Genomic DNA, 23,484 nt, shown 5'->3' on the forward strand with positions numbered 1-23,484 from the left:
GAGACGGTGTGGGAGAGTAGGACGCCGCCGGACACTTACATAGATCAGGAAAGCCCGCCAGGTTTCTGGCGGGCTTTCCTGCGTTCAGGGCAGGAACGGCGGTCTTCCTGCTTCGGCGGCCCACTCGCGGGTGCGCATGTTCTTCGTGCCGGCCCGCGGTGGGCTTTTACGATCTTCCGCACACCGTGTCAGGCGGCCTGCTGGATTCACCCTTTCGGGCTGGTCCGGAACTGGGAAGAGCGGGTTCGATACGGGCGGTGCCTGCTAGGTTTTGGATGTGCCGTTCAGCAGGCGGTGCGTCAGCGGTCATCCGACCGCCCGGGGAACTGAGGTGCGTGGTGTCCAACGAGGGCCAGGGCGAGCGCGTCATCGCGGTTCGCGACAGCAAGGATCCTGACGGTCCGAAACTGTTCTTCAGCGTGAGCGCATGGCGTGATTTTCTCGACCGCATCAAGGCGGGCAAACACGATCTGCCAGAGGACATGCGCGAGGGCCTCGACGAGCGTTTCGCACGCTGACCGGCGCATCGAGCACCGCTCAGCGTGCACCTCGCTCCTGCTCGCGTGCGGCGTCCAGGAGCGCTACGCCCCGACGGCCGGTCGACGTCCCGGCCGCCGGGCCGACCGTCGGCTGCGGCCTCCGCTCCGCTGCGGCCGGGACGGTCGCTCAGCTCCCGAGCCGCTTGCGGGCCTGCCCGCGCAGCCGCCGTCGCTGGGACGGGTCGAGCATCAGGTAGCCGGCGACCGGCGCGGCGATGAGGCCGAGCACGATCAAAAGGGTCACCCATCCGGGCAGCAGCCACCAGGCGATCAGCGCCACGGCCACTCCGCCTACGACATATCCGGTGCGTCCCACGACAGCCTCCGTTCCGAGGACTTCGCCTAGAAGAACGACTACCACGGCGACCGGTGTTCCGGAATCCGCGATATATCTTCTCTTCCTCGATGACATGGCCGTACGGCGGCGGCCGGTCACCGGGAGGGTGCCGCTGACGGCGATGCCGACGCCGGAGGTGACCTCGGTGGCGGGGTCGGTGAGCGCCGCGCCGATCGAGGTTCGATTCTTCGGCAGACCACGGAACACGTTGATCACGGCGACGACACCGACCACACGCATCCCGGCGGCCACGAGCACGAGTGCGATCGCCACCCATACGTACCCGAATCTGTTCAGCATGCCGTAGACGTCGCTAGGTCCGCGGGACAGCCCCTCGCCCCCTCCGCGATGACGTTGCCGCCGTCGTGGTCGCATTGCCGCCGACGCTGACGGGTCGATGACCGGTATGCCGGGCCTGCTACGTCGATACCGACGTCAAAGTGGCTGATCGATCCGGTCGGAGGACGCGAAGACCCGATTGAACGGCACCGTCGGCATGCTCGCCGGACGGATCGGCCGGTGGCTGCGCCGGCGCGGCGCCGCCTGGACGTCGCGGTCGGGGGCGTCTTCTTCGGCCTCGGCGTACGCCTCGAGAAGTGATCGTCGCGGGGTGGCCGGGCTCCGGAGGGCCCCGTCGAGGAATCGACCTGCGCCGACCTGGTCCAGGTATCCCACATGGCGTCAGGAGGCCCTCAGAGGCGCTCACGCGGCGCCGTAACGCGCTCACGCGGCGCCGTACTCCCCGGGAACTCCTCCGGGCGACTCAGACCCGGAGGGTGAGCGGGCCGCCGCCCAGCTGCTCGAGGAGCTTGGCGTGCAGCAGGCCGTTGCTGCAGACGACGCTGCCGCCGTCCGGGCTGGGCACGCCGGACAGGTCGGTGAAGATCCCGCCCGCCTCCTCGACGATGATCTGCACGGCCGCGACGTCCCACAGGGAGACCTCGGGCTCGGCCGAGGCGTCCACGACGCCCTCGGCGACCATCACGTGCGACCAGAAGTCGCCGTACGCCCGAGTGCGCCACACCGTGCGGCCCAGGTCGAGGAACTTGTCGAGGCGGCCCTGCTCCTCCCAGCCGGTCAGGCTCGAGTAGGAGAACGACGCGTCCTCCAGCTCCGTGACGCCCGACACGCGGCAGCGGGTGGCCTTGGCGAGGCTGCGGCCGGTCCAGGCGCCGCCGCCCCGAGCCGCCCACCAGCGGCGGTTCAGCGCGGGCGCGGACACCAGCCCGACGACCACCTCGTCACCCTCCATGAGGGCGATCAGCGTGGCCCAGACGGGCACGCCGCGCACATAGTTCTTGGTCGCGTCGATCGGGTCGATGACCCAGCAGCGCGGGCCGTAGCCGGTGCGCCCGTACTCCTCGCCGTGGATGGCGTCCCGCGGCCGGGCCCGCTTCAGCGTGTTGCGCAGTGACTCCTCGACGAGCCGGTCGGCGTCGGTCACCGGGGTGAGGTCGGGCTTGGTCTCGACACGCAGGTCAAGGGCCCGGAACCGTCGCGTGGCGACGTCGTCGGCCGCGTCCGCCATGACGTGTGCCAGCCGCAGGTCATCCGAATAGTCCGCCACGAAGGGCAACGGTATCGCGACAGCGCCCGTGGCAGAGACACTAGACGGCGTGAACACCCTAATATCTTCCGAGTCCCGGCCGATGCCCGAACCTCCGACGCCGGCACTGCTGTTCGATCTTGACGGAACTCTCATCGACAGCGTGTACCAGCATGTGATCGCCTGGCGTAACGCGTTGACGGTCGTGGGGATCGACCTGTCGGTGTGGCGGATCCATCGGCGCATCGGCATGAGCGGTGGTCTGTTCGTGTCGGCGCTGCTGCGCGAGACGGGCGTGTCATTGACCCCCGCGGAGATCGAGGAGCTGCAGAGCCTGCACGCCCGCGCCTACCTCGACCAGGTCGACTCCGTACGAGCGCTGCCGGGCGCGGCCGACCTCCTGGGCTTCCTCACCGATCGCGGCGTGCCGTGGGCCATCGCGACGAGCGGCCGGATGGAGACGGCGCACACGGCGCTGGGAATGCTCGGGCTGCCGTCGGACACGCCGATGATCACACGGGACATGGTGCGGTTCGCCAAGCCCGACCCGGACCTGTTCCTCGCCGCGGCCGCCCTCGTCGGGGTCGATCCGCGGCACGCCATGGTGGTCGGTGACAGCGTGTGGGACCTCCTCGCGGCACGCCGCGCCGGGGCCCTGGGGATCGGCCTGCAGTCCGGCGGCTACGGCCGTGAAGAGCTCGAGCGGACGGGCGCCTTCCGCGTGTACGCCGACCCCGCCGACCTCCTGGCCCGCATCGACGAGCTCGGCCTCCGGCAGACGACCTGACCCGCGACGGCTCGACCTGTGGCGACCGGTCGACGGGGGCACCCGCCGGCTCGGCTCGCGGCGGCCGGTCGACGGCCATCCGCCGGCGAGGCGGATCGGGTCGGCGGGGCGCCGGGTCCGGTCACGCGACCGGCGCCTCGGTGTTCCAGGAGGCCAGGAGGCGCAGGTTCGTCTCCGACGGGGAGTTCGCCTCCACGGTGTAGGTGACGAGGACCTGATCCGGATCGTCCGGCAGCCGCAGCGACTCGTAGTCCAGGACGAGGTCGCCGACCAGCGGATGGTGCAGGACCTTGCGGCCGTTGCTCTTGTCCTTGACGTTGTGGTCGGCCCACCAGCGGCGGAAGTCCTCGCTCTTGACGGACAGCTCGCCGACGAGGGCCGCCAGCTCCGGGTCGTCGGCGGCCTGCCGGACCCAGGAACGGTGGGCCCGGGGCCGCAGGCGTGGCCGGGGCCGGGTCAGTCGGTGTCGTCGCCCTCGCGGGCCGCGAGCAGGCGGCGCAGCGAGTCGAGGCGGGCCGCGTCGGCGTGCCCCGCCGCGGCCCATGCGTCGAGGGCGCAGTCGTCCTGCAGGTGCGTGCAGTGCGGCGGGCACTCCGCGGCGCCCTCGAGCAGGTCGGGGAAGGCGCCCAGGATGTCATCGGGCGTGACGTGGGCCAGGCCGAAGCTGCGCACGCCCGGGGTGTCGATGATCCAGCCGTCCGCGGCGGGCAGCTCCAGCGCGACCGCCGACGACGACGTGTGCCGGCCGCGCCCGGTCACCGGGTTCACCTCGCTGACGGCGCGCTCGGCGTCGGGGACCAGGGCGTTCACCAGGGTCGACTTGCCGACGCCCGAGTGCCCGACCAGCACGCTCAGCCGCCCGGCCAGGCGCTCGTCCAGGTGGTCGACCGCCTCGTCCTTGCGCGTGACGACGTACGGGATGCCCAGCGGCGCGTACGTCTCCAGCAGCGGATCCGGCACCGCGAGGTCGGCCTTGGTCAGGCACAGCAGCGGCTCCAGGCCCGCGTCGTAGGCGGCGACCAGGCATCGGTCGATCATCCCCGGGCGCGGCGGCGGATCCGCGAGCGCGGTCACGATGACGAGCTGGTCGGCGTTGGCGACGATCACGCGCTCGACCGGGTCGGTGTCATCGGCGGTCCGGCGCAGGGTGGAGGTGCGGGGCTCGATGCGGACGACCCGCGCGAGGGTGTCGGCGTGGCCGGACACGTCGCCGACCAGCCGCACGCGATCACCGACGACGACGCTCTTGCGGCCGAGCTCGCGGGCGCGCATCGCGGTGACCGTCCGCTGGCCGCCGCCCTTCTTCCGTGTGGCGCGACCGGTGCCGTCGCCGCCGACAAGGCAGGTGTAGCGGCCGCGGTCCACCGCGATCACGAAACCGCCGACGGCGTCCTCATGTGCCGGGCGCCGGCGGGTACGCGGCCGGGAGCCGCGGCCCGGGCGCACCCGAACGTCGTCCTCGTCGAGTCTCCCCCAGTCGCGCGCCATGGGTTACCGGAGCATCTCCGTCCAGAGCTCGCCGAATTCGGGGAGCGTCTTGCCGACGGTCGGGAGGTTCTCCACCTCGACGTCGGGCACGGCCAGGCCGAGGACCGCCCCGGCCATCACCATGCGGTGGTCGTCGTAGGTGTGGAAGACACCGCCGCGCAACGGCTTGGGCCGGATCTCCAGGCCGTCGGGCAGCTCGCGCACGTCACCGCCGAGCCCGTTGATCTCCGCGGTCAGCGCGGCGAGCCGGTCGGTCTCGTGGCCGCGCATGTGGGCGATGCCGCGCAGCCGGGACGGGCCGTCGGCCAGCGCGGCGAGGGCCGCGATCACACAGGTGAGCTCGTTGACGTCGCCGAGGTCGACGTCGATGCCGTGGATCGCGCCGCCGCCCCGCACGGTGAGGTCGCCCGCGTCGTACGTCGCCGAGCCGCCCATGTCGGTCAGCAGGTGGCGCAGGGCGTCACCGGGCTGGGTCGTCTCCGCCGGCCAGCCGCGGACCGTCACCCGGCCGCCGGTGACCAGGGCGGCCGCGAGGAACGGCGCGGCGTTCGACAGGTCCGGCTCGATGTCGACCTCGCCGCCGCGCACGCCGCCCGGGTGGACCCGCCAGACGTCCGGGCCGCTCTCGACGGAGACGCCCACGTCGGCCAGCATCCGCATGGTCATCGCCAGGTGCGCCGCCGACGGCACGGGCGGCCCCTCGTGGCGGACCTCGATCCCCTTGGCGTAGCGCGGGGCGGCCAGCAGCAGGCCGGAGACGAACTGCGACGAACCCGAGGCGTCGATCGTCACCGAACCGCCGGGCACCGCGCCGGTGCCGCCCACGGTGAACGGAAGCGCGTCACCCTCCACGTCCACGCCGAGCGCGCGCAGGGCGGCCAGGATGGGGCCCATCGGCCGCTTCCGGGCGTGCGGGTCGCCGTCGAAGGCGATCGCGCCGGTCGCCAGCGCCGCGACCGGGGGGACGAACCGCATCACCGTGCCGGCGAGCCCGACGTCGAGCGTCGCCGGGCCGCGCAGCTCATCCGGAGTGACGCGCCAGGCGCCCTCGGCCGCCTCGTCGACGGCCACGCCCAGCGTGCGCAGGGCGCCCGCCATGAGGAGGGTGTCGCGGCTGCGCAGGGGGCGCCGGATCAGCGAGGGCTCGTCGGCCAGCGCCGCGAGGACGAGCGCGCGGTTGGTCATCGACTTGGACCCCGGCAGCGCGACGACGGCGTCGACGGGCCCGTCGGCGGCGGGTGCGGACCACAGAGGATGCATGACTGAAGGGTACCGGTCGCGGCCGTGGCGAACGGCGGGTAAAACGCCGGTGCCGAGACCGTCGTGGAAGGTGAATGCGCCGGTAGATCCCCCGGCGGCCGGCTCTGACCGGTCGTTATGTTGACGGCAGCCGGATCGAACGAACGACGAAGCTCACGCGACCATTGAGCCGAGGGCTGAGCGACCAATCGACAGGAGCACTGTGGACGCTTCGCCACGGTCACGACGCCGGGCCCGGCGTGCGCCGGCCGGCCCGGACACGCCTGCGGCCGGACGGCGATCGGTGCCGCTTCCCCCGGGACCGTACGAACTGCGGCTCGCCGACCTGCGGACCCGGTGGCCCGGCGGTGAGGTCATCGGCTTCGGCGACACGGACCTGCTGCTGCCGCAGGGCCGCCGGGTGGCGCTGCTGGGCCGCAGCCGCGTGGGCGCCTCGGCGCTGGCGGCGGTGCTGCTGGGATTCCTCGACTACCAGGGCGTCGCCACGCTGAACGACGTGCAGCTCCGCGATCTCGCCGACGAGGACGTCAGGGGGGTCATCGGGCTGTGCGCGCACGACGCCCATCTCTTCGACACGACGATCGCCGAGAACGTCCGGGTCGCCCGGCCGGACGCCACGGACGAGGACGTCGCCCGCGCGCTCGCCGAGGCGGGGGTCGACCTGCCGCCCGACACCCGCGTGGACGATCAGAGCGTGGTCGTCGGCGCCGGGCGCCGACGGATCGCCCTGGCCCGTGCCCTCCTGGCCGACCTGCCGATCCTCATCCTCGACGAGCCGGACACCGGTCCGGACGAGATCGAATCGGGCGCCGCGGACGCGGCGCTGGCCGAGCTGATCGCCGCGGCCGACGGCCGTACGCTCCTGCTGATCATGCACCGTACGGTCCTGCCGGGGGCCGCGCCGATCCTCCGCCACGTCGACGAGGTCCTGGAGATCTGACCGTCGCGGGCGTACGAAGGCGCTGCGGCGGCCCCGGCGTGACCGGCGTCAGCGGCCGACCTTCGCGGCCTTCTTGCGGGTGTCCGTCACGCGCTTGGCGGCCTTGCGCCGCGCACGCTCGGCCTTGCGGCTCGCCTCCGACCGGGCGAGCGCCGCCTGCAGCTTCGCCTCGTGCGCGCCCGCACGGGCCGCCTTGATCGGGCGGTACTTGCTCGGCGCGGACGCGGCGACGAGCAGCGCCCCGAACAGCCCGGCGGTCTTGAAGAACTGGGACCGCTCCGAGGCACGCCGCTCCGGGTCGTCCTCCGCCCAGAACCGGTGCTCGGCCAGGAGGCTGGGGACCAGCTGGCCGGCGAGGACGAGCGTCGACAGCCGCTGGAACCGGCCGAGCGCCAGCAGGACGCCGGTGCCCAGGGACAGCGCCCCCTGCAACCGTACGAGCGACTCGGGGTCCTTGGTGGGGAGCCAGGACACACGGTCGGCGAGGGGTTTGATCACGGGGGCGATCTTCTCGGCGCGGGCGCCGGGATCGCGCAGCGTCTCGATGCCCGTCACGACGAACGGCGCCGCCATGAGGGGACGAGCGAGAGTCCTGATGGGTTGCATGACACCCGTCATGCCCACCGTACGCGCGACCAAGCCCACCTCTTTGGCAAGCTTGGCGCGTCCGGCGCGCGGTGCGCCGTACGGGCCGGAAGGGGACGCGGGAGCCATGTGCGGGCGGTATTCCACGGCGCGCGGGCGCGAGGAGATCATCGACGCCTTCGACGTCGAGCGCGACACGACCGACGCGCTCGAACCCGACTACAACGTCGCGCCGACCAAGCCGGTGCCGATGATCCTGACGCGGGACGTCCGCGAGCTTCACGTGGCGCGGTGGGGCCTGGTGCCGTCCTGGGCGAAGGACCCGGCGATCGGCTCCCGGATGATCAACGCGCGGGTCGAGACGGTGCACGAGAAACCCGCCTTCCGGCGCGCCTTCGCCCGGCGCCGCTGCCTGCTGCCCGCCGACGGCTACTACGAGTGGTACACGCGTGAGGAGGGCGGCAAGCAGCCGTTCTTCATCCGGCCCTCCGACGGGAGCATGCTCGCGATGGCCGGCCTCTACGAGGTCTGGCGTCCGGCCCGGGAGGTCGGTCGGGGTCGGCCGGGAGGTCGGTCGGGGTCGGCCGGGAGGTCGGTCGGGGTCGGTTGGTCGGGATGGACTGGTCGGGATGGACTGGTCGGGGCAGACACAGACGCGCCCGAGGAGGAGTGGCTGCTGAGCTGCACGGTCATCACCACGGAGGCGAGCGACGACGTGGGCCGCATCCACGAGAGGATGCCGATGCTGGTCGAGCCGGAGCGGTTCGGCGCGTGGCTCGACCCGGAGCTGACCGCCCCGGAGGAGGTCCGGTCCCTGCTGGTGCCGGCCGCCGCCGGCCGGCTGGAGGCATACCCCGTCTCCACGGCAGTGAACAAAGTCCGAAATTACGGGCCTGAACTGGTCAAACCACTGCCCGATCTGGGTATCTCTCCAGGCGAGACCCCCACGCTGTTCTGACCGCCTCGCCAGGAGGTACGCATGGTCGTGGACACGGCGCAGAGGCGCCTGGAGGACATGCTCGCCGATCTCGATCAGGCGATCGCCGTCCTACGGAGCGAACACCCGGAGGCCGACCAGCACACCGCCGACGCCGGCGCGAGCCTGTCCGCCACCGACCGGGCGGAGGCCGCGCTGGACGCCATGCGCCGCGAGCGCGCCGAGGTGCTGGCCGCCCTCGCCCGTGCCCGGGCGGGCACGTACGGCAAGTGCGTCGACTGCGGCCAGCCGGTCCCGGAGGGGCGGCTGGAGGCACGGCCCGCCGCCGCCCGCTGCGTCACCTGCCAGGCCAAGCACGACCGTTTCCGGCGCTGAGACTTCCCTCAGGGTCCGCGCGGGTACGAGCCGCCCGGAGGATCGGGTGCCCGTACCCCGCGTGGGCCGTCAGAAGCTCTTGATGGCGCTCGCCACCAGGTGGATGCCGACCGGCTCGTCGCCGAGCGGCGCCGTCAGCTCCGCGCGGACCAGCCGCGGGAGCGCCTGCGGGCTCGTGCTCAGGACGTGCTCGACCGTCGAGGGCGACAGGGTCGTCCGAGGCCTGATCCACTCCAGCTCCAGCCCGCTGTCGGTGAGCAGCTCGCGCAGTTGCTCGGCGCCGAAGCAGCGGGTGATCGAGCCGTCCGGCCAGGGCACCAGAACGACCTCGGAGCGGGGCACGTCCGACAGGTGCGCCCAGAAGTTCTGCTCGGCGAGGATGGCCATGCCGAGCACGAGCGAGTCGACGCACATGAGCACCCGGCCGCCCGGCCGGAGCACCCGTGAGATCTCCGCCACGATGTTCTCGGTGACGAGATGCCGGGAGAGGACCCGGCCCTCGGCGACCACGGCGTCGAAGGAGCCGTCGGCGAGGAACCCGAGCGAGGCGGGATCGGCCACCACCGGCCGTACCCGCCGTGAGTGCGGCCCGCTGCGCGGTGTCTCCCGGACCTCGACGACCGTGTGGCCCGCCGCGGCCGCCTGCGGCGCGCAGCGTGCCTGCGGGCCCGACAGATCGAGCACGCGGGACGGCCGGTGCGGAAGCCAGCGGGAGAGCTGGGCGGCGGCGACGGCCCAGTAGAAGGTCCAGTAGCTCGCAAGCGACTCGGACTCGCCGACAGCGGGATGCTTCGCCGGAATCGACAGCACGGCGGCTCCTCGGGGATGCATTTATCCCAATCCTTCCCTGTCGACGGCATCGCTTCACCCGTTGTCACTGGTGACCGAGCATTCCTCTTTCCCGGGAATCCCGCGGCCATGCGAGGTGTTGCACTGCGTCATAACGGTCGGTGACATGGATTAGTTCGAGGTGATGATGAGCCTTCTGCTCGCGGACCGTCGGCAGGCGTCGCCGGCGGACCCGCTATCGTCTGGTGCGTACGGTTCCGATGCCGACGTCGGCCGGATGGAGGAGGTGGGTCAGGTTCCCGAGGCAGTGGAGACACTGGAGGAGCGGACCAGGCGCTTCGAGCGCGACGTGCTGCCGTTCCTGGACCAGCTCTACTCGGCCGCGCTGCGGATGACGCGGAACCCGGCCGATGCCGAGGACCTGGTCCAAGAGACCTTCGCGAAGGCGTTCGGGTCCTTCCATCAGTTCCAGGAGGGCACGAACCTCAAAGCCTGGCTCTACCGGATCCTCACCAACACGTTCATCAACTCCTACCGCAAGAAGCAGCGGGAGCCCAAGCAGTCCGCCGCCGAGGAGATCGAGGACTGGCAGCTCGCGCGGGCCGAATCCCACACCTCGAGCGGGCTGAAGTCCGCGGAGGCCGAGGCGCTCGAGCACCTGCCCGACTCCGACGTCAAGACGGCCCTGCAGGCGCTGCCCGAGGACTTCCGCATGGCGGTCTACTTCGCCGACGTGGAGGGCTTCTCGTACAAGGAGATCGCCGACATTATGGGCACTCCGATCGGTACGGTGATGTCCCGGCTGCATCGTGGTAGGCGTCAGCTGCGCTCGATGCTCGAGGACTACGCGCGTGAGCACGGTCTCGCCCGCGCGAACGGCGGACAGCGTAGGGAGGACCAGTCATGAGCTGCGGTAAGCCGCACGAGACCCCGTGCTCTGAGGTGCTGGGCCGTATCTACGACTATCTCGACGGCGAGCTGGACCAGGGCGGCTGCTCCGACATCCGGCAGCACCTCGACGAGTGCGGGCCCTGTCTCCGGGAGTACGGCCTCGAGGAGGCCGTGAAGAAGCTCGTGCACAAGTCGTGCGGGTGCGACCCCGTGCCGCCGGACCTGCGGGCGAAGGTCATGGGGCGCATCGAGCAGGTCCGCTCCTCACTGCCCGAGTAAGGCGGATCAGGACCGTAGGTGACGATTGGTTCACGCTTTGCTCACGTTTCCGCGGGCGTCTGCGTGACCTGTCACACTCGGGTTAGGCTTACCCCCGATCATTCGGGCATCGTCGAGTCGTAGCCGGGCCGCCGCACCGTCCAGGTGCCCAGGCGCGACAGGGGAGGCAGAAACACATGCGAGTAGGCGTGTCCTGGGCTTAGCCCATTACCTCGTGGGGGCGGCATTGCGTGGACTACCCCTGGCCGCATGGGCTTACGTCTGTACGGTCGTCGCGCTCGGCACCTCATGCATCGCTCTCTCGTCGTTCCACCACATCCACTGGACGACGCTCGCGGTGCTTGCGGTGCTCTCCGTGATCTGCGAGTCGGTGCCGGCGCTGCTCAGCAGCGCCAGCGCCCGCGTCTCGCTGAGCTACTCGGCCGGCCTGGCCTCGGTCGTGCTCCTCGGGCCCGTCGGCGCCGCCCTGGTGGGCGCCTCGGCCGTAGTCACCGGCCGACGCGACGTCGCCCTCGTCAAGAGGGTCTTCAACGGCGCGCAGTTCGCCCTCTCCGGATACCTCGCCGGCGTGGTCTACCGGGCGGCCGGAGGCACGGTCGGCAAGCCGTCCGACGGATCGTTCCCCGGCATCATCCCGCCCTACGTCGCGGCGCTGGCCACCTACGTCGCCGTGAACCTCGGCCTGATCGCCATCATCCTCGTGCTGACCCGGCAGGCGCCCATGTGGGGGTTCCGCTGGGGACCCGTCGGTCAGCTCGCCATCGGTCAGCTCGCGTACGGCATGTTCGGCCTGCTGATCGCCGCGCCGTGGGGGGTCGTCGGCCCCTTCTCCGCGGTGCTGGTGCTGCTGCCGATGTTCATCGCCCGGTGGGCCCTGGAGCAGACCCAGGCCCAGCAGGAGGCCCAGGCCGCCACGATCGCGGCGCTGTGCCAGGCGGTGGAGACCAAGGACTACTACACGCGCGGCCACAGCGAGCGGGTCTCCCGCGGCGCGTCGATGATCGCCAAGGAGATCGGGATGCGACCCGACCGGGTCGGCGCGGTCCGGTACGCCGGCATGCTGCACGACGTCGGCAAGCTCGGCGTGCCGACGAAGGTGCTGCAGAAGTCCGGCGCCCTGTCGGAGGAGGAGTTCGCCGCCATCCAGTTGCACCCGATGCGCGGCCTGGAGATCGTCCGTGACATCGGCTTCCTCGACGAGGCCCTGGCGGGGATCATGCACCACCACGAGCGGATGGACGGCACCGGGTACCCCATGGGCCTGGCCGGGTCGGAGATCCCCGAGTTCGCCCGGGTGATCTCGGTCGCGGACGCGTTCGACTCGATGACCTCCACCCGGTCCTACCGCCCGGCCATGTCCCTCGAGGCCGGCATGACCGAGCTGCGGCGCTGCGCGGGCACCCACTTCGATCCCGCGCTGGTCGAGGCGTTCGTCACCGCGGTCGAGCGCGACGGCTGGAACCGGCCCGATCCCGTCGCCCCGCCCGAGGGCGAGGAGACGGCCCAACAGGACCACGACGACCCCAGCGTGCCGCTGCGCGTCGCGGGTGAAGGCGTCCGCTCGTGACCGGGCGGCGCCCCGCCCCGGAGCGCACGGCCGAGCGGGCCGGCGCCCGCGTACGGGATACGGTGCGCGTCGGCGCCCGCGTACGGGGTGCGGTACGGGATGGCGCCCGCGTAAGGGACGCGGTGCGGGATGGCGCCCGCGTAGGGATGCGGTTTCGAGCGGGAGGCCCCACATGAGGAGGCGCCCATGAGCGCGCCGGCGCCCGCGCGCCGACGCGCCGTCGGCCAGGCGCTGGACTCCGCGCAGCTCCTGCTGATCGCGGTGACGGGACTGCTCGTCATCGGCTCGGTCACCCAGGTCGCCGCGGTCGGCGTCGTCGACTCCCGCACCGCCGTGCTGTTCGGCGCGTTGATCGCGGTGGGCGAGCTGCTGCGCATGCTCGTGCCCGGCAACCGCGAGGTCGCGCCGATCGCCAGCGCGGGCGCGCTCGGATACGCGCTCCTGCTGAAGGTCGGCGCCGAGTCCGCCGTCCACTCGGCCTTCCAGGTCGTGACCGTCACCGCCTGCGGGACCCTCGCCGGCGCGCTGCCGCACATCGCGGTCGGCCGGATTCCCCGGCTCGACGCGCTGGCCCGGCGGATCCTCACCCCCTCGGTGGTGGCCTTCATCTTCCGGCCGATCATGGACTCCTCGCTGCGCGAGTACTGGCCGGCGCTCATCACCGTGATGGTGCTGACCGTGATCCTGTCGTGCGTCGTCGACATCAGCGTCGCGGCGGTGATCCGGGCGGAGGCGGTGCGCGCGCGGTTCGGCATCGCGCTCGGCGACGAGATCCGGGCCATGGGGCCGCTGTGCGCCGCCTCGGGCGCGACGGGCATGCTCCTCGCGGTCAGCACGTTCGTCATGGGCCCGGCCGCGCTGCTCGTCTTCACCGCGCCGATCCTCGTCACTCAGGTGGCGTTCCGGCGGTTCGCCGGGATCCGGGCGACCTACCTGCAGACCGTCCGTGCCCTGTCCCAGGTCACCGAGGTCGGCGGGTACGTCGAGGCGGGGCACTCCCGGCGCGTCAGCCGGCTCGCCGTCGCGATGGGCCGAGAGCTCGGCATGACCGAGGAAGCGCTCCTCGAGCTGGAGTACGCCGCGCTGATGCACGACATCGGGCAGCTCTCGCTGCGCGACCCGATCCCCGGCGGCGCGACCGTCCTCGCCTCCCCCCAGGAGCAGCGCCGCATCGCCGAGCTCGGCGCGGGCGTGATCACCAAGACCGGCGTGCTGGACGAGGTCGCCGAGATCGTGCGCCGCCAGTCCGACCCGTACCGCGTGAGCGACGGTTCGGCGCCACCCCTCGCGAGCCGTGTCATCAAGGTGGCGAACGCCTACGATGATCTCGTCGGTGACTCGGCCGACCGCGACCGGTCGGCGGCCGTGCTGGAGCGGCTGCGCCTCGACTCGGCGGCGGAGTACGACCCCACGGTGATCGAGGCGCTCGGCCACGCTGTCGACCGCATGCGGTGACAAGCCGACCCCACGGGTTTTTGTCGCCGCGCGCGACGGTACATCGGGCATCGCGTGGTTATTCTCGCTGGGCCGAGTGCGAATAAGGAGGATCGGTGTTCGAGTCCGTATTGGTGGCCAACCGCGGAGAGATCGCCCGTCGTGTGATCCGTACGGTGCGTGCCCTTGGAATCAAGGCCATCGCGGTGTACTCGGAGGCCGACGCGGATCTGCCGTACGTCGATGAGGCGGACGAGGCGATCCTCATCGGGCCCGCCCAGCCCGCCCAGAGCTACCTCGACGTGGACGCGGTGATGGAGGCGGCCAAGCGCACCCACGCGCAGGCGATCCACCCCGGCTACGGCTTCCTCGCGGAGAACGCCGCGTTCGCCGAGCGGGTGATCGCCGAGGGACTGGTGTGGATCGGCCCGCCGCCCGAGGCGATCGCCGCGATGGGCGACAAGATCAACGCGCGGAACCTCATGGAGAAGGCGGGCGTCCCCGTAGCGTCCGGCACCCGCGAGCCCGTCCCCGACGCCGACGCGGCGGTGGCCGCGGGCATCGGCTACCCGGTCATGGTCAAGGCGGCCGGCGGGGGCGGCGGCATCGGGATGAGCGTCGCCCGCGACGAGGCCGAGCTGCGCAAGGCGTACGACACGGCCCGCACCCGCGCCGAGCGGTTCTTCGGCAACCCGGACATCCTGCTGGAGCGGTACATCGAGCGCGCCCGGCACGTCGAGGTGCAGATCCTCGGCCTGGCCGACGGCACGGTCGTGGCCCTGGGGGAGCGCGACTGCTCCGTGCAGCGCCGGCACCAGAAGATCGTCGAGGAGACCCCGTCGCCCGCCGTCGGCCCGGAGCTGCGGGCCCGCATGCTCGCCGCCGCCGTACGCGCCGGTGAGGCCGTCGGCTACCGCGGTGCCGGCACGGTCGAGTGCCTGGTCGACCCGGTCGCACAGGACTTCGTGTTCCTGGAGATGAACACCCGTCTCCAGGTCGAGCACCCGATCACCGAGCTCGTCACCGGCCTGGACCTGGTCGAACAGCAGTTGCTGATCGCGGCCGGCGAGCCGGTGTCCTTCACCTCCGTCCAGCCGCGGGGCCACGCCATCGAGTTCCGCGTGTACGCCGAGGACCCGAAGCGCTTCCTGCCCAGCCCCGGCACGATCAACGTCTGGGAGGAGCCGACCGGCGAGGTCGTCCGCGTCGACTCCGGCTACCGCGCGGGCAACAAGGTCACGCCGTTCTACGACCCGCTGCTGGCCAAGCTCTGCGTGTACGGCCCGGACCGGGCCCAGGCCCTCGCCGCCGCCCGCCGTGCGGTGGCGGACTTCCGGATCGAGGGCCTCAAGACCAACCTGCCGTTCTTCGTCGAACTGCTGGACGACGCCGGCTTCGCCACCGGCGAGTACGACACCGGACTCGTGGACCGGATGCGAGCCCGGTGATGGGCCGTACGGCACACTGCCAAGACGCGAACGAGAACCTTCATCCGATGAATAACGTGCGTCCGGCGCAAGCCGGCGTCTGAGAGAGGAGCCGTAGTGGCTGAGGTCCGCGCGGAAATGGTGGCGAACGTCTGGAAGGTGCTCGTCAGCGAGGGTGACCAGGTCGAGGACGGCGACACCCTCGTCATCCTGGAGTCGATGAAGATGGAGATCCCGGTGCTCGCCGAGGACTCCGGCACGATCACGACCCTGAAGGTCGCCGAGGGCGACGTCATCCAGGAAGGCGACCTGATCGCCGTCATCGAGTAACCCGCCGGCCGACCAGACCACTCGGCGAGCGCCGTGACGGCCGGCAATCCCTCGGTGAAGGCCCTGCCACAGCGGCGTTTCGCGGGATTACGTCCCCTCCTGCATCAGCCTTCACCGAGACTTTCGTCCGTCTCTCAACGGTCGGCGTCCTCGCTGGGGCGCCTGCGTGCCGTCGAGAAGCGCTCACCCGGCGGACCCGGGCGCGGGTGGTCGCGAGCCCGGTCGCCGGGAGAGAACGGCCGCGACGGTTATCCTTGAAGCGAAGACCCCGGACGGCCTCTGCACGGCAAGCCGCCGAGGTTACTGCTTGCGTCACGGAATCACCCTGTTCTGAGACGTGGCGTCGGCGTATGCGCTAGAAAGAACCGAACACCCCGGACGGCCTCTGCATCGCATGCCGCCGGGGTTACTGCTTTCTCAGGCGCGCCGATCAGAGGGGCAGGGCGTAGGTGAGGAGGTCGACGCCGGGGGCGGGGCGCCAGTCGCGGTCGGGGGTGCGGACGAAGCCGAGGCGGCGGTAGATCCGGTGCGCGGCGTGCATCACGGGCTCGGTCGACAGGCGCAGGGTCGTGCAGCCGTCCTCGCGGGCCCGGCCGACGCAGTACCGGACCAAGGCCTCGCCCAGGCCCAGACCGCGGGCCATCGGGCTGACCGCGAGCATCCGGAACTCCGCCTCGTCCGGTCCGGCCAGCTGGGCCCAGGCGCTCTCGTGCGGACAGTAGGTGACGGTTCCGATCGGCTCGCGGTCCCGTACGGCGACGACGAGTTCGGCCTCGCGGGCGCGGGCGGCGGCGTCGCGCAGGTGCGGGACATAGCTGCCGTTCGGGCTGATGTATCCAGCGGCGACGTACACCGCCGCGGTGAGCTCGCCGATCGCGCGCAGCTCGTCGGGACGAGCGACGCGGATCTCCATGCCGGCCGGCTGCCCGGCTGCGGGCGGTTCCCCCGGTGAACCCAGCACCGGAGGCGTTTCCTGGCTCACGAGGGAAGCTTAGAACACCGCAAAAGCGACCATGTACCCCTATGGCCTGCGGTGGTCTCCGGGAGACCACCGCAGGCGTTCAGCCGGTCGTCAGTTCGGGGAGGTCACGGACGCGTGAGTCCTCGGCGTCCGCGAGGAAGTCGGACGGGCTGGTCTCGTCGACGCCGTCGGCGACCTTCACCGCTCTGAGCAGGACGGTGAGCACCACCACGACCAGCATGTTGAGGACGAACGCGGTCAGCGCGATGTACCCGGTGTGGTGGATGAGGGGGATGTCGGCGATCGGCTGGCCGAAGTGCTTCTGCGTCGGCGACGGCTGCCGGTAGGCCGTGACGGTCCCGTACACCATGGCCACCGCCCAGCCCGCCAGCAGCGCCCAGCGGTGGAACCACCGGGTGAACAGCCCGAGGGCCAGCGACGGGAAGGTCTGCACGATCCAGATGCCGCCCAGCAACTGCAGATTGATCGCCAGGGACTTGTCGAAGGCCAGGACGAAGACGAGCGCTCCGACCTTCACCAGCAGGGACACGAACTGCGACACCCGCGTCTCCTCCGCGGGGGACGCCTCCGGCCGGAAGAAGGTCTTGTAGACGTTGCGGGTGAACAGGTTCGAGGCGGCGATCGACATGATCGCCGCCGGGACGAGCGCGCCGACGCCGATCGCGGCGAACGCGACCCCGGCGAACCAGCTGGGGAAGACGTGGTCGAACAACGTCGGCACGGCCAGCTGCGGGTTCTTCGCGGCCTTGACGGCGGCGGCCACGTCGGGCTTGGCCAGCGCCATGTAACCGAGGAGGGCGAGGAGCCCGAGCAGCAGGGAGTACGCCGGGAGCAGCGCGGCGTTCCGGCGGATCACGTTGCGGCGGCCGGCGGCGAGCGCCCCCGTGACCGTGTGCGGGTAGATGAACAGCGCCAGGGAGGAGCCGAGGGCCAGCGTGCCGTACGCCCAGTGGTTCAGGTCGCTGGTGATGATCGATCCGCTGGGCTTGTGGGTCGCCGGGTTGACCTTGGTGAGGGACGCCTGGGCGCTGTCGAAGATGTGACCCCAGCCGCCGAGCTTCGTCGGGATGTAGATGACCGCCACGATGATCACGAGGTAGATCAGCGCGTCCTTGACGAAGGCGATCAGCGCCGGGGCGCGCAGGCCGGACGTGTAGGTGTAGGCGGCCAGGAGCGCGAAGGCGATGAACAGCGGCAGGTCCCGGGCCAGGCCGGATCCCTTGACCCCCATGACCGTGAGAACGGCCTGGATGCCGACGAGCTGCAGCGCGATGTAGGGCATCATCGCCAGGATCCCGGTCAGGGCGACGGCCAGGCCGAGGCTCTTGGATCCGAAGCGGCCGCGGACGAAGTCGGCGGGCGTGACGTAGCCGTGCACGTGGGACACCGACCACAGGCGAGGGCCGATCAGGAAGACGATGGGGTAGGCGATCGCGGCGTACGGCAGGGACCAGAAGCCCATCGCGCCGCTGGCGAACACGGCGGCGGGCACCGCGATGAACGTGTAGGCCGTGTAGAGGTCACCGCCGAGCAGGAACCAGGTGACGAACGTTCCGAAGCTCCGTCCGCCGAGGCCCCACTCGTCCAGGTGCAGGAGCGTCTGGCCGCGCCGCCACCGGGCGGCGGCGAAGCCGACCACGGTGACCAGGGCGATGAAGAAGACGAAGACCGTGAGTTCGACGCCGTTGACGTTGTCCATGGGACCTCACTCGCCCTTCTCGTCGGCCTGGTCGGGGGAGGAGGCGCCGCGGCGGGCGAGGGCGTACGCGACGCCGATGAAGGCCGCCGTGAGGATCACCCAGGCCAGTTGCCACCAGTAGAAGAAGGGGAAGCCGCCGAGGCGGGGCTTGATCCGCGCGTAGCTCGGGACGGCGAGGTAGATGACGAACGGCGCGATCAGGAGGACGGCGATCACGACCCGTACGAGGGGACGGGTCGGTTGGGCGGCTTTGTTCGGCATGTCGGGCCCCTTTGAAACAAAGTTTCGCTCCCGCCACTGTGATGCCGTCCGGTCACGATCAGATCTCGGCCCGCGGCGTCCCGATAACGAACCGGTAACGTCCCGGCGCTCAGCCCGTCGGCTTCACGACCGATGGAGCGCCGTTCCGGGGCGAGGACGGCCCCTTCTTGCCGACGGGGTAGGCCGGATCGTCGGTGGGCGAGGGGCCGATCCCGCCGGTGTACGAGGAACCGCTCGGGGTCGGAGACGGCACCTCGGGCGGCCCATCGGACCGAGCCCCCCTCGGGCCGATGGGCCCGTTCCCGGCCGGGTCGCCGCCCCTCAGGCACACGTTCGCCTGATACACCTTGGCGACGAGGGCCGGGTCGAGGAGGCCCGGCGCCTTCACCAGCGGCGCGCCGGGCAGCAGGCGTGCCGTGCAGGAGATCTGCAGATAACCGGCGACCTCCTGCTGGGACACCTGCTGGGACACCTGCTGGCGCCGGGACTCGACGAAGACCGTCCGTGTGCCGATCGCGTGGATCGTCACGTCCGACCTCAGCTCCGTGCGCAGGCCGCGTTCGCGTTCCTGGGCGGTCGGACCGGCCAGGAGGGCGTCGAACACCGCCTGGGTGTCCCACGGCGGCACCGCCCGCTCCACGGGCTCCGGCGTGCCGTCGTGGAGGAAGAAGACCTGGGCCTTGGGCAGCGAGGTGGCGGTCGCGGTCGGCGCCTCTCCGGCACCCACCACGCCGGTCGGGCGCACTCCGCATCCCGCCAGCACGCAGATCGCCGCCGCCGCGGACACCGCGCGCACGACCCGCGTCATGCCGGGATCCGTACGGTGAAGACCGCGCCGCCGCCCGGCGCGTTGCCGGCCTCGATGCGCCCGCCGTGCAGGGCGGCGTTCGCCTGGGCGATCGACAGGCCGAGCCCGGTGCCCTTCCCCGCCGGACGCGCCGGGTCCGCCTTGAAGAAGCGGTCGAACACGTACGGCAGCACGTCGTCCGGGATGCCGGGACCATGGTCGATCACGCGTACCTCCAGCCCAGGCCGTCCGACGACGCGGACGGGCGGGGCGCCGTGCCGCAGCGCGTTGGCCACGAGGTTGGCGATGATGACGTCGAACCGCCGGGGATCGAGCCGTACCCGAAGGCCGGGCGGGATCTCGACGGCCACCTGGTCGGCCCAGCCGCGCGTGGTCACGCACTCGCGGACGAGGGCGGCGAGCGGCACGTCGTCCAGGGTCAGGTCGGCGGTACCGGCGTCCATCCGGCTGATCTCCAGCAGGTCCTCCACCAGGGCGCCGAGGCGCCGGGTCTGCTCGGCGACCAGCCGGGCCGCCGTTCCGGTGTCCGCGGGGAGCCGGGCGGCGTCCTCCTCGAGCAGGTCGGTGACGGCGGTCATGGCGGCGATGGGGGTGCGCAGCTCATGTGAGACGTCGGCGGCGAACCGCCGGGCGGTCGCCTCCAGGCGGCGCAGCTCTCCGACGGTGTCCTCCAGAGAGGCGGCGCTCTCGTTGAAGATCCGCGCGACGTCGGCCAGTTCGTCCCGGCCGCGCACGTCGACGCGGGCGGCGAGATGCCCCTTGCCGAGCGAGCGGGCGGCCCGGGCGAGGCGGCGCAGCGGCCGCAGCACGCTGCGTCCGAGCAGCGCGGCGAGGACCACGGCCAGGACGACCGTCAGCGCGCCCGCGCGCGTCAGGGCGCTCTGGATGCCGTGCAGGTCGGCGCTCTCCTTGGACAGGGACGCGAACACGAAGACGGTGAGCGGCAGCGGTTCACCGTCGCGGCCCCGCACGCGCGTGGCGGCGACCAGCCAGGGCGTCCCGTGGATGACGACCCGCTGGAAGTACAGCCCCTCGGCGGCGCGGGCGGACAGACCGGCGGGCACGTCGCGCAGACCGAACTCGCCGGTGGTGACCGACGTGGTTCCGTCGGTCACGACCACGTACCGGTCGGGCCGGACCAGTCCGGTGGCCACGTCGCTCAGCGTCCGCTCCGGGACCGGGGCGGTCAGGTCTCCGGGCACGTTGTGCGCCAGCGTCTCGCGGGTGTCGATGAGGACGGCGTCCTGCGCCCGCTGCAGGATGGCCCGGCGGACGAGGACGTACCCGATGCCGGCGACGAGCGCGGTGGAGGCGAGGCAGGCGGCGACGAACGCGAGGAACAGGCGCCCGCGCAGTCCGCTGATCACGGGGCCGTGAACCGGTAGCCGAACCCCCGCACCGTCTGGATCAGCGTCGGTGCGGCCGCATCGGTCTCGATCTTGGCGCGCAGCCGTTGCACGCAGGCGTCCACGAGGCGCGAGTCGCCGGCGTAGCCGTGGTCCCACACCTCCCGGAGCAGGTGGCCGCGGGTCAGCGCCTGGCCGGGGTGACGGGTCAGCTCCAGCAGCAGCCGCAGCTCGGTCGGGGTGAGGTGGACGTCCGCCCCGGCCTTCGTGACCCGCAGCGCCGCGCGGTCGATGACCAGGTCGCCGAAGCTCGAACGGCTCATCGGGGTCTTCTCCGCGCGCCGCAGTACGGCGCGGATCCGCGCGTCCAGGACGGCGGGTTCGACGGGTTTGACCACGTAGTCGTCGGCGCCCGCCTCCAGCCCGACGACCACGTCCAGGCTCTCGCCGCGCGCGGTCAGCAGGATGATCGGGATCTCGTCGGACCTGCGGAGACGGCGGCAGACCTCCACGCCGTCCAGTCCGGGCAGCATGACGTCGAGTATCACGATCTCCGGGCGGCGCGCCCGCGCGTACTCCAGCCCCTCCTCACCGGTCGTCCGTGCGGTGACCGAGTGTCCCTGACGGGTCAGGGCCAGCTCCAGACCCGTACGGACCGACGGATCGTCCTCCACGAGCAAGATCGCGACCATCGGCCCATTATCGAGTGGCCGGTCCGGCGCGCGGGACTCTGTCACGGGATCCAGACAATGTCCGGAAAGTGGGACCGCACCCCGACAGCTTGATGACGCTTCCCGACCAGGGTTGATCGACATGGCGGGACGGCGCAGACGCGAGCGGAGACGATGGGTCGGGATCGCGGTACGGGGCCTCGGGGGCCTCGTACCGCGCAAGGGCCGCAGGCTGCGGCTGGTCCGGCGGGCCGGGTACGCGCTCGGCGGCCTCGTCGTGCTGGTCGGGATCTGCCTGTGGGCGGTCTACACGCAGGTCAAGGTGCCGCCGGTCAGCGCCGCCGCGCGGGCGCAGGCGAGCATCCTGTACTACCGGGACGGGACCCCGATCGCCCAGGTCGGGCGGCTGAACCGCGTCGCCGTACCGCTGCGGGAGGTCCCGGCCCACCTGCGCGGCGCGGTCCTCGCCGCCGAGGACCGCGGCTACTACCACGAGCCCGTCGTCTCGCCCACCGGGCTGACCCGTGCCGTGTGGGCCGCGATGTCCGGCGGAGCGCGCCAGGGCGGCTCCGGCATCGCCCAGCAGTACGTGAAGGTCGCCTACCTGGACCCCCGCCAGACGCTCACCCGCAAGGTCAAAGAGCTGTTCATCGCGGTGAAGCTGAACCGGTCCCGGTCCAGGGACTGGATCCTCGAGCAGTACCTCAACACCGTCTACTTCGGCCGCGGGGCGTACGGGGTGCAGGCGGCCGCGCAGGCGTACTTCCGCAAGGACGTCGGCGCGCTCACGCCGGCCGAGAGCGCGCTGCTCGCCGGAGTGATCCAGGCGCCGTCGTACCTCGACCCCGCGCTCGGGCACACCGCGCAGACGCAGGCGCGCTGGCGGTACGTCATCGACGGGATGATGAGCACCGGCGTGCTCCCGAAGGGACCGCGACCGGCGTTCCCACGGGTCGCGCCCACGCATACCGACCCGCTGTACGGCGGGCAGCGCGGCTACCTCATCGAGCGGATCACGAGCGAACTGCGCCGGCGGGGGTTCGACGACGACGCGATCTACCGGCGCGGCCTGCGGGTGACCACCACCCTCGACCGCGCGACGCAGGACGAGGCGCCGCGTGCGGTGGCCGGCGCGGTCGGCGGGGACAAGGACCTCGAGACCGGGCTGGCCTCGGTCCGGCCGGGCACCGGCGAGATCCTCGCGACGTACGGCGGCCGGGACTACCTCAAGCACCAGTACGACAACGCCTTCCTCGCCGACCTGCCCGCAGGCTCCTCCTTTCACCCGTTCATCCTGGCCACGGCGCTGCAGAACGGCGTCGGCCTGCGCAGCGTGGTGGACGGCTCGCCCCTGAAGGGCGTCCGCAATGACGACGACGCGAAGGCCGACGCGCCGGACCTGCTCACGGCCGCCGCCAACTCGTACAACACCGTGTTCGCGCGGCTCATGGCCAGGACCGGTGCCTCCGCCGCCGGCCGCGTCGGTCTCCCGACCCGGCCCGCGCCGCCGCGGATCCACGCCATCGACCAGGCCGCGGCGTACGCGGCCCTGGTCGACGGCCGGTACGCCGAGCCGCACATCGTCGCCCGTGTCACGGACTCGTCCGGGAAGACGCTGCTGACCGTACGGCCCCACGTGCGGCGGGCACTGTCCCCGGGCGTCGCGGCGGACGTCACCTTCGCCCTCGGCCTCGGCGCGAAGGCGGACGCTGCGCGGCGCGTGCTCGACCCGAAGGCGGCCGGCACGCGGCCCGTGCTCGACCGCCCGACGGCCGGCACGATCGGCACCACGGACGCCAACGCCGCCGCCTGGTACTGCGGCTACACCCCGAGCGTGGCCACCGCCGTCGTCACCTACCGCGCCAGCAACCGACCGCTGATCAACCGCGGCGACGCGCCCCTGCGGGAGGCGGCCGACCTACCGGCCACCATCTGGACCGCCGTCATGACCACCGCCGTCGCCGACGGCCCCGTCGAGGACTTCCCGCCGCCCGCCTGGGTGGGTACGACCCGCCGGTTCGCGACGCCCACACCGAGCCCGACCCCGCCGACGTCACCACCCGCCGCGCGCCCGTACGCGCCGTCACCGAAGAAGACGGTCCCCACGTCGCCACGGTCCATCGACCCGTCGGAACTGCGCAAGAGGCAGGAGGCGAAGGCGGGCCGGTCCCCGATCGTCAAGCCGGGGGCGACCCCCTGACCGGTC

Annotated in this window: 25 protein-coding genes; 12 read left to right on the forward strand and 13 right to left on the reverse strand. The window is 71.9% G+C overall.

Annotation, left to right across the window (positions count from 1 at the left end; all coding sequences use genetic code 11):
- Positions 1–338: 338 nt before the first annotated feature.
- Entirely contained in the window at positions 339–518 is a 180-nt protein-coding gene (locus ABD978_RS20525; RefSeq protein WP_345356623.1) for a DUF397 domain-containing protein, read from the forward strand.
- Between the two features lie 148 nt (positions 519–666).
- Here the strand turns inward: ABD978_RS20525 and ABD978_RS20530 are convergent, their stop codons facing one another.
- Together ABD978_RS20530 and hisN are read right to left on the reverse strand one after the other, a co-directional pair.
- Positions 667–1,176 (reverse strand): hypothetical protein, encoded by a 510-nt coding sequence (locus tag ABD978_RS20530; protein WP_345356626.1) that lies wholly within the window; start codon positions 1,174–1,176, stop codon positions 667–669.
- Positions 1,177–1,639: 463 nt separating this feature from the next.
- On the reverse strand, positions 1,640–2,443 hold the full coding sequence (gene hisN, locus ABD978_RS20535; protein ID WP_345356629.1) for a histidinol-phosphatase: 804 nt from the start codon (positions 2,441–2,443) through the stop codon (positions 1,640–1,642).
- Positions 2,444–2,525: 82 nt separating this feature from the next.
- Here hisN and ABD978_RS20540 point away from each other — a divergent pair, with 82 nt between their 5' ends.
- Positions 2,526–3,209: an HAD family hydrolase gene (locus ABD978_RS20540; protein ID WP_345356632.1), complete on the forward strand. Its 684-nt coding sequence runs from the start codon at positions 2,526–2,528 to the stop codon at positions 3,207–3,209.
- A 121-nt stretch (positions 3,210–3,330) separates the two neighbouring features.
- Here the strand turns inward: ABD978_RS20540 and ABD978_RS20545 are convergent, their stop codons facing one another.
- Genes ABD978_RS20545 through aroA form a run of 3 tightly spaced genes read right to left on the reverse strand, consistent with a single transcriptional unit; the run spans position 3,331 to position 5,957 of the window.
- The gene (locus tag ABD978_RS20545; protein WP_345356635.1) at positions 3,331–3,753 is read right to left on the reverse strand and encodes an MmyB family transcriptional regulator; all 423 of its coding nucleotides are present in this window, start codon (positions 3,751–3,753) and stop codon (positions 3,331–3,333) included.
- Positions 3,666–4,697, reverse strand: a complete 1,032-nt coding sequence (gene rsgA, locus ABD978_RS20550) for a ribosome small subunit-dependent GTPase A (protein WP_345356638.1) — start codon at positions 4,695–4,697, stop codon at positions 3,666–3,668. Before rsgA ends, ABD978_RS20545 begins: the two co-directional genes overlap by 88 nt.
- A gap of 3 nt (positions 4,698–4,700) precedes the next feature.
- Entirely contained in the window at positions 4,701–5,957 is a 1,257-nt protein-coding gene (gene aroA / locus ABD978_RS20555) for a 3-phosphoshikimate 1-carboxyvinyltransferase (protein WP_345356641.1), read from the reverse strand.
- A gap of 283 nt (positions 5,958–6,240) precedes the next feature.
- Between aroA and ABD978_RS20560 the strand changes: the two genes are divergently transcribed.
- Positions 6,241–6,897 carry an ATP-binding cassette domain-containing protein gene (locus ABD978_RS20560; protein ID WP_345356644.1) on the forward strand — a complete coding sequence of 219 codons (657 nt, stop codon included), beginning with the start codon at positions 6,241–6,243 and terminating at the stop codon, positions 6,895–6,897.
- A gap of 48 nt (positions 6,898–6,945) precedes the next feature.
- Here ABD978_RS20560 and ABD978_RS20565 read toward each other — a convergent pair whose 3' ends face one another.
- Positions 6,946–7,503 (reverse strand): DoxX family protein, encoded by a 558-nt coding sequence (locus tag ABD978_RS20565; RefSeq protein WP_345356647.1) that lies wholly within the window; start codon positions 7,501–7,503, stop codon positions 6,946–6,948.
- On the opposite strand from ABD978_RS20565, the gene ABD978_RS20570 reads away from it, so the two are divergent.
- Both ABD978_RS20570 and ABD978_RS20575 read left to right on the forward strand, forming a co-directional pair.
- Complete coding sequence (locus ABD978_RS20570; RefSeq protein ID WP_345356650.1) at positions 7,502–8,440, forward strand: SOS response-associated peptidase; 939 nt, start codon at positions 7,502–7,504, stop codon at positions 8,438–8,440. The genes ABD978_RS20565 and ABD978_RS20570 overlap by 2 nt on opposite strands.
- Before the next feature lie 21 nt (positions 8,441–8,461).
- Positions 8,462–8,794: a TraR/DksA family transcriptional regulator gene (locus ABD978_RS20575; RefSeq protein WP_252775578.1), complete on the forward strand. Its 333-nt coding sequence runs from the start codon at positions 8,462–8,464 to the stop codon at positions 8,792–8,794.
- Between the two features lie 69 nt (positions 8,795–8,863).
- Here the strand turns inward: ABD978_RS20575 and ABD978_RS20580 are convergent, their stop codons facing one another.
- Complete coding sequence (locus tag ABD978_RS20580; RefSeq protein ID WP_345356654.1) at positions 8,864–9,625, reverse strand: methyltransferase domain-containing protein; 762 nt, start codon at positions 9,623–9,625, stop codon at positions 8,864–8,866.
- A gap of 235 nt (positions 9,626–9,860) precedes the next feature.
- On the opposite strand from ABD978_RS20580, the gene ABD978_RS20585 reads away from it, so the two are divergent.
- The 6 genes from ABD978_RS20585 to ABD978_RS20610 all read left to right on the forward strand — a co-directional run bounded on the left by ABD978_RS20585 (position 9,861) and on the right by ABD978_RS20610 (position 15,511).
- Positions 9,861–10,490: a sigma-70 family RNA polymerase sigma factor gene (locus ABD978_RS20585; protein ID WP_345356657.1), complete on the forward strand. Its 630-nt coding sequence runs from the start codon at positions 9,861–9,863 to the stop codon at positions 10,488–10,490.
- Complete coding sequence (gene rsrA, locus ABD978_RS20590; protein ID WP_345356660.1) at positions 10,487–10,753, forward strand: mycothiol system anti-sigma-R factor; 267 nt, start codon at positions 10,487–10,489, stop codon at positions 10,751–10,753. Before ABD978_RS20585 ends, rsrA begins: the two co-directional genes overlap by 4 nt.
- A gap of 226 nt (positions 10,754–10,979) precedes the next feature.
- Positions 10,980–12,320 (forward strand): HD-GYP domain-containing protein, encoded by a 1,341-nt coding sequence (locus ABD978_RS20595; protein WP_345356663.1) that lies wholly within the window; start codon positions 10,980–10,982, stop codon positions 12,318–12,320.
- Between the two features lie 186 nt (positions 12,321–12,506).
- The gene (locus ABD978_RS20600; protein WP_345356665.1) at positions 12,507–13,775 is read left to right on the forward strand and encodes an HD-GYP domain-containing protein; all 1,269 of its coding nucleotides are present in this window, start codon (positions 12,507–12,509) and stop codon (positions 13,773–13,775) included.
- A 95-nt stretch (positions 13,776–13,870) separates the two neighbouring features.
- A complete protein-coding gene (locus ABD978_RS20605; RefSeq protein ID WP_345356668.1) occupies positions 13,871–15,202 on the forward strand; it encodes an acetyl-CoA carboxylase biotin carboxylase subunit in 1,332 nt (443 codons plus the stop codon).
- A 96-nt stretch (positions 15,203–15,298) separates the two neighbouring features.
- Complete coding sequence (locus tag ABD978_RS20610; RefSeq protein ID WP_345356671.1) at positions 15,299–15,511, forward strand: biotin/lipoyl-binding carrier protein; 213 nt, start codon at positions 15,299–15,301, stop codon at positions 15,509–15,511.
- A gap of 430 nt (positions 15,512–15,941) precedes the next feature.
- On the opposite strand, the gene ABD978_RS20615 is transcribed toward ABD978_RS20610, so the two are convergent.
- The 6 genes from ABD978_RS20615 to ABD978_RS20640 all read right to left on the reverse strand — a co-directional run bounded on the left by ABD978_RS20615 (position 15,942) and on the right by ABD978_RS20640 (position 21,299).
- Positions 15,942–16,493: a GNAT family N-acetyltransferase gene (locus tag ABD978_RS20615; protein ID WP_345356674.1), complete on the reverse strand. Its 552-nt coding sequence runs from the start codon at positions 16,491–16,493 to the stop codon at positions 15,942–15,944.
- A gap of 79 nt (positions 16,494–16,572) precedes the next feature.
- Entirely contained in the window at positions 16,573–18,192 is a 1,620-nt protein-coding gene (mctP, locus tag ABD978_RS20620) for a monocarboxylate uptake permease MctP (protein WP_345356677.1), read from the reverse strand.
- Between the two features lie 6 nt (positions 18,193–18,198).
- Positions 18,199–18,453, reverse strand: a complete 255-nt coding sequence (locus ABD978_RS20625; RefSeq protein WP_345356680.1) for a DUF3311 domain-containing protein — start codon at positions 18,451–18,453, stop codon at positions 18,199–18,201.
- Positions 18,454–18,562: 109 nt separating this feature from the next.
- Positions 18,563–19,261, reverse strand: a complete 699-nt coding sequence (locus ABD978_RS20630; RefSeq protein WP_345356683.1) for a hypothetical protein — start codon at positions 19,259–19,261, stop codon at positions 18,563–18,565.
- Positions 19,258–20,628, reverse strand: coding sequence for a sensor histidine kinase (locus ABD978_RS20635; protein WP_345356686.1), 1,371 nt, complete (start codon positions 20,626–20,628; stop codon positions 19,258–19,260). The genes ABD978_RS20630 and ABD978_RS20635 overlap by 4 nt, the downstream gene beginning before the upstream one ends.
- The gene (locus tag ABD978_RS20640) at positions 20,625–21,299 is read right to left on the reverse strand and encodes a response regulator (RefSeq protein ID WP_345356689.1); all 675 of its coding nucleotides are present in this window, start codon (positions 21,297–21,299) and stop codon (positions 20,625–20,627) included. Before ABD978_RS20640 ends, ABD978_RS20635 begins: the two co-directional genes overlap by 4 nt.
- A gap of 121 nt (positions 21,300–21,420) precedes the next feature.
- Here ABD978_RS20640 and ABD978_RS20645 point away from each other — a divergent pair, with 121 nt between their 5' ends.
- A complete protein-coding gene (locus ABD978_RS20645) occupies positions 21,421–23,478 on the forward strand; it encodes a transglycosylase domain-containing protein (RefSeq protein WP_345356692.1) in 2,058 nt (685 codons plus the stop codon).
- The last annotated feature ends 6 nt before the right edge of the window (positions 23,479–23,484 follow it).

The organism is Actinoallomurus liliacearum (assembly GCF_039542035.1).
Taxonomy (GTDB): domain Bacteria; phylum Actinomycetota; class Actinomycetes; order Streptosporangiales; family Streptosporangiaceae; genus Actinoallomurus; species Actinoallomurus liliacearum.

Excerpts from the sequence above, each read along its gene's own strand:
- ABD978_RS20530 (WP_345356626.1), bottom strand. The coding sequence starts at position 1,176 with ATGCTGAACAGATTCGGGTACGTATGGGTGGCGATCGCACTCGTGCTC.
- ABD978_RS20540 (WP_345356632.1), top strand. The coding sequence starts at position 2,526 with ATGCCCGAACCTCCGACGCCGGCACTGCTGTTCGATCTTGACGGAACT.
- ABD978_RS20545 (WP_345356635.1), bottom strand. The coding sequence starts at position 3,753 with ATGGGCCGCGGCGGGGCACGCCGACGCGGCCCGCCTCGACTCGCTGCG.
- rsgA (WP_345356638.1), bottom strand. The coding sequence starts at position 4,697 with ATGGCGCGCGACTGGGGGAGACTCGACGAGGACGACGTTCGGGTGCGC.
- aroA (WP_345356641.1), bottom strand. The coding sequence starts at position 5,957 with ATGCATCCTCTGTGGTCCGCACCCGCCGCCGACGGGCCCGTCGACGCC.
- ABD978_RS20570 (WP_345356650.1), top strand. The coding sequence starts at position 7,502 with ATGACACCCGTCATGCCCACCGTACGCGCGACCAAGCCCACCTCTTTG.
- ABD978_RS20565 (WP_345356647.1), bottom strand. The coding sequence starts at position 7,503 with ATGCAACCCATCAGGACTCTCGCTCGTCCCCTCATGGCGGCGCCGTTC.
- ABD978_RS20575 (WP_252775578.1), top strand. The coding sequence starts at position 8,462 with ATGGTCGTGGACACGGCGCAGAGGCGCCTGGAGGACATGCTCGCCGAT.
- ABD978_RS20580 (WP_345356654.1), bottom strand. The coding sequence starts at position 9,625 with ATGCATCCCCGAGGAGCCGCCGTGCTGTCGATTCCGGCGAAGCATCCC.
- ABD978_RS20585 (WP_345356657.1), top strand. The coding sequence starts at position 9,861 with ATGGAGGAGGTGGGTCAGGTTCCCGAGGCAGTGGAGACACTGGAGGAG.
- rsrA (WP_345356660.1), top strand. The coding sequence starts at position 10,487 with ATGAGCTGCGGTAAGCCGCACGAGACCCCGTGCTCTGAGGTGCTGGGC.
- ABD978_RS20600 (WP_345356665.1), top strand. The coding sequence starts at position 12,507 with ATGAGCGCGCCGGCGCCCGCGCGCCGACGCGCCGTCGGCCAGGCGCTG.
- mctP (WP_345356677.1), bottom strand. The coding sequence starts at position 18,192 with ATGGACAACGTCAACGGCGTCGAACTCACGGTCTTCGTCTTCTTCATC.
- ABD978_RS20625 (WP_345356680.1), bottom strand. The coding sequence starts at position 18,453 with ATGCCGAACAAAGCCGCCCAACCGACCCGTCCCCTCGTACGGGTCGTG.
- ABD978_RS20630 (WP_345356683.1), bottom strand. The coding sequence starts at position 19,261 with ATGACGCGGGTCGTGCGCGCGGTGTCCGCGGCGGCGGCGATCTGCGTG.
- ABD978_RS20640 (WP_345356689.1), bottom strand. The coding sequence starts at position 21,299 with ATGGTCGCGATCTTGCTCGTGGAGGACGATCCGTCGGTCCGTACGGGT.
- ABD978_RS20645 (WP_345356692.1), top strand. The coding sequence starts at position 21,421 with ATGGCGGGACGGCGCAGACGCGAGCGGAGACGATGGGTCGGGATCGCG.